The sequence below is a fragment of the Aeromonas sp. QDB20 genome, assembly GCF_027707805.1.
In the GTDB taxonomy this organism is placed as follows: Bacteria; Pseudomonadota; Gammaproteobacteria; order Enterobacterales; family Aeromonadaceae; genus Aeromonas; species Aeromonas dhakensis.
The window spans coordinates 1-3,830 of sequence record NZ_JAPCJC010000043.1 but is presented as its reverse complement, the minus strand read 5'-3'; the positions used below and the strand labels follow the sequence as shown (position 1 = coordinate 3,830).

Genomic DNA, 3,830 nt, shown 5'->3' with positions numbered 1-3,830 from the left:
CTGCAACCCTACTAGCTCAAAATTTATTCACACATGGTTACGCTTTGGGGAAATTATGAGGGGATCTCTCAGTGCATTGCCTCCAATTCCCATAATTTATTACGCCGATAATAACTTGGTGTAACCTTAAAAATGTACTTAAATCGACGTGTAAAAGATTGTTGGGAATCAAATTGATATTTTAATGCGATCTCAAGGATAGTTTTTTTCGTCAACCTCAACTCAACAGCCGCTTTCGTCAAACGACGAGCACGAATATAGCTAGCCAGTGTGACCCCTGTTACTTTTTTGAACAGCCGCTGAAAATACCACTTGGTATAACCCGCTTTATTCGCCACATCATCAAGCAGTAAAGACTGATCTAAATTATGTTCAATCCATAATAGAACATCTTTGATAACCGTTGTATGAAACTGCTTATCATCATATCTTAATTGGATGTTATTAGCTTTATTTTGATAGCGAGAATGCTGTTCAATATACATAAAATAACCTAAATGTTCTTAAGATTGTCACGACCACATCATCATGATACCATAAACATACTGACGGTATGTTATTTTAAATCTATCATGGAAAATAAAAATCATCAACAAGAAAATTTTAAGAGTACCTATCAATCACTGGTTAACTCAGCACGAATATTGTTTGTTGAAAAAGGCTATCAAGCTGTTTCAATAGATGAGATCTCGGGAAAAGCGTTGGTGACCAAAGGTGCCTTTTATCATCACTTTAAAAATAAAAAACAATTACTCAGTGCCTGTTATAAGCAGCAATTAATTATGATTGATGCCTACATCACAACAAAAACTGATTTAACAAATGGTTGGTCTGCCTTAGAAAGTATATTTGAACATTATCTTGATTATATTATTGATAATAATAAAAACCTTATCCCTATCCAAGAAGTGATGCCTATCATTGGTTGGAATGAACTTGAAAAAATTAGCCTTGAATACATTACTGGTAAGGTAAACGCCATTGTCAGCAAATTGATCCAAGAGAACCAACTTAAAGCTTATGATGATGATGTGCTTAAAAACTTACTCAATGGCTGGTTTATGCATATCGCAATACATGCGAAAAACCTAAAAGAGCTTGCCGATAAAAAAGGCCAATTTATTGCTATTTACCGCGGCTTTTTATTGAGCTTGAAAGATAAATAAAATAGATAGGTTTTATTTGAAGCTAAATCTTCTTTATCGTAAAAAATGCCCTCTTGGGTTATCAAGAGGGTCATTATATTTCGCGGAATAACATCATTTGGTGACGAAATAACTAAGCACTTGTCTCCTGTTTACTCCCCTGAGCTTGAGGGGTTAACATGAAGGTCATCGATAGCAGGATAATAATACAGTAAAACGCTAAACCAATAATCCAAATCCAGCCATCCCAAATTGGTAGTGAATGATTATAAATAACAGCAAACAGTAATGGGCCAATAACACCGGTTGCATTGGTAAGGCTCACCAATAATCCCTGTAAAGCACCTTGCTGATGACTCTTTGTTTGGATAGACATCACTCCCTGTAATGCAGGTAAAGCGATCCCACCACCAGCCAATAAAATTAAAACAGGGAAAACTAACCAACCTTCAGATATAAACGCTAAAAAGGCAAATGCACTACTATCTGCAATAAATCCGAGCAGTACTGCCGTTTTTTCGCCCCATTTAGTGGCTATTCTTCCTGCCACAAAGGCTTGGAATACTGAGTGTAAAAGACCAAGACCCGCTAATGAAAAGCCAACCATCATGCTATTCCATCCAAAACGATTTTCGGTAAATAGCACCCACACCGTTGCGGGAATTTGGCCTATCAATTGCGCTGAAAAATAAATAATCAACAAAATGGGCATCGTTTTAAATAAAGTGATGTATACCGAATTCGATTGCGTCTCAACCCCTACTTCGGTATCTGTATTATCACGTGTATTTTTGGTTTCACGGAACCAAAACATAACCACAAGGAAAGCGACAATATTTAGCAACGCAGCGATAAAAAAGGGACTATGCGGTGAAATCTCTCCTGCAAAACCACCAATAATAGGCCCCGCTATTAAACCAAGCCCAAAACTTGCCCCTAACCAACCGAACCACTTCACGCGTTGAGAAGCTGAGGTGGTATCGGCAATGACCGATGCCGCGACAGCCCCAGTAGCTCCTGTGATCCCTGAAAGCAAACGGCCTAAATACAGCATCCAAAGCGCACTTGAAAAAGCCAGCAATAAGTAATCCAGCGATGCGCCTATTAATGACAACAACAGCACTGGGCGCCGACCAAATCGGTCAGACATTTTTCCAAGCCAAGGAGCAAAGATAACCTGCATTAACGCATAAAGTGCAAGCAATACGCCAAAGTGGTTAGCGATATCTTCCGAAGCAATAAATTCACGTAATAACGTTGGCAAGACTGGCATGATAAGGCCAATCCCCATGGCATCGAGTAACGTAATTACCAATGCGATCTTTGTCGAACTATTCATTTCACTTTTCTCTATCACTGATAGGGAGTGGTAAAATAACTCTATCAATGATAGAGTGTCAACAAAAATTAGGAATTAATGATGTCTAGATTAGATAAAAGTAAAGTGATTAACAGCGCATTAGAGCTGCTTAATGAGGTCGGAATCGAAGGTTTAACAACCCGTAAACTCGCCCAGAAGCTAGGTGTAGAGCAGCCTACATTGTATTGGCATGTAAAAAATAAGCGGGCTTTGCTCGACGCCTTAGCCATTGAGATGTTAGATAGGCACCATACTCACTTTTGCCCTTTAGAAGGGGAAAGCTGGCAAGATTTTTTACGTAATAACGCTAAAAGTTTTAGATGTGCTTTACTAAGTCATCGCGATGGAGCAAAAGTACATTTAGGTACACGGCCTACAGAAAAACAGTATGAAACTCTCGAAAATCAATTAGCCTTTTTATGCCAACAAGGTTTTTCACTAGAGAATGCATTATATGCACTCAGCGCTGTGGGGCATTTTACTTTAGGTTGCGTATTGGAAGATCAAGAGCATCAAGTCGCTAAAGAAGAAAGGGAAACACCTACTACTGATAGTATGCCGCCATTATTACGACAAGCTATCGAATTATTTGATCACCAAGGTGCAGAGCCAGCCTTCTTATTCGGCCTTGAATTGATCATATGCGGATTAGAAAAACAACTTAAATGTGAAAGTGGGTCTTAAAAGCAGCATAACCTTTTTCCGTGATGGTAACTTCACGGTAACCAAGATGTCGAGTTAACCACCCTTTAGATTCATAAAGCGAAAATAATGCGGCTCCAACGTACCCACCTAAATGGAAACGGCGTTCACTCCAATCTAAACACGCACAACAGATTTTACGTGAATGTTTGGAAGGAACGTCAATTCCCATTTCATGAAAATATTGAATACCACTTAATGTGATCATTGAACCATTTTCAGTGATCCATTGCTGTTGACAAAGGGAATCATAGATCTTAACGGCAACTTCGCCAGCTAAATGATCATAGCAAGTACGTGCTTTTCGTAAATGCACTGGCGTGGAAACTTTGGCATGTACGCCATGGTTTAAGGAGATCCCCATCATACTTTCCATCAATTCAGCAATATCTTTTCCTGCTAGCCGAAAATAACGATGCTTGCCTTGAGCTACTACTGTGATTAGCTGGCAATCTAATAATTTAGATAAATGACTGCTCGCCGTTGAAGCTGATATATTCGCCACAGAACTTAGCTCAGTGGCCGTCCAAGCTCGCCCATCCATCAAAGCGCGAATTCAACTTCGAAGTGCGACACTCGCCTATGCCGCCTGACGGTACTCTTCGAATACCTTGACAGGCTGC

Annotated in this window: 5 protein-coding genes; 2 read left to right on the top strand and 3 right to left on the bottom strand. The window is 39.5% G+C overall.

Annotation, left to right across the window (positions count from 1 at the left end):
- Window positions 1-68: 68 nt before the first annotated feature.
- Window positions 69-485, bottom strand: a complete 417-nt coding sequence (locus PG897_RS22365) for a helix-turn-helix domain-containing protein (RefSeq protein ID WP_000275180.1) — start codon at window positions 483-485, stop codon at window positions 69-71.
- A gap of 87 nt (window positions 486-572) precedes the next feature.
- Here PG897_RS22365 and tetC point away from each other — a divergent pair, with 87 nt between their 5' ends.
- On the top strand, window positions 573-1,166 hold the full coding sequence (gene tetC, locus PG897_RS22360) for a tetracyline resistance-associated transcriptional repressor TetC (protein ID WP_000428546.1): 594 nt from the start codon (window positions 573-575) through the stop codon (window positions 1,164-1,166).
- 112 nt (window positions 1,167-1,278) lie between these two features.
- Here tetC and tet(B) read toward each other — a convergent pair whose 3' ends face one another.
- Window positions 1,279-2,484: a tetracycline efflux MFS transporter Tet(B) gene (gene tet(B), locus PG897_RS22355; protein ID WP_001089068.1), complete on the bottom strand. Its 1,206-nt coding sequence runs from the start codon at window positions 2,482-2,484 to the stop codon at window positions 1,279-1,281.
- 81 nt (window positions 2,485-2,565) lie between these two features.
- On the opposite strand from tet(B), the gene tetR(B) reads away from it, so the two are divergent.
- Window positions 2,566-3,189: a tetracycline resistance transcriptional repressor TetR(B) gene (gene tetR(B), locus PG897_RS22350; RefSeq protein WP_000088605.1), complete on the top strand. Its 624-nt coding sequence runs from the start codon at window positions 2,566-2,568 to the stop codon at window positions 3,187-3,189.
- Here tetR(B) and PG897_RS22345 read toward each other — a convergent pair.
- On the bottom strand, window positions 3,167-3,751 hold the full coding sequence (locus PG897_RS22345) for a helix-turn-helix domain-containing protein (protein ID WP_001480331.1): 585 nt from the start codon (window positions 3,749-3,751) through the stop codon (window positions 3,167-3,169). The genes tetR(B) and PG897_RS22345 overlap by 23 nt on opposite strands.
- Between the last annotated feature and the right edge of the window lie 79 nt (window positions 3,752-3,830).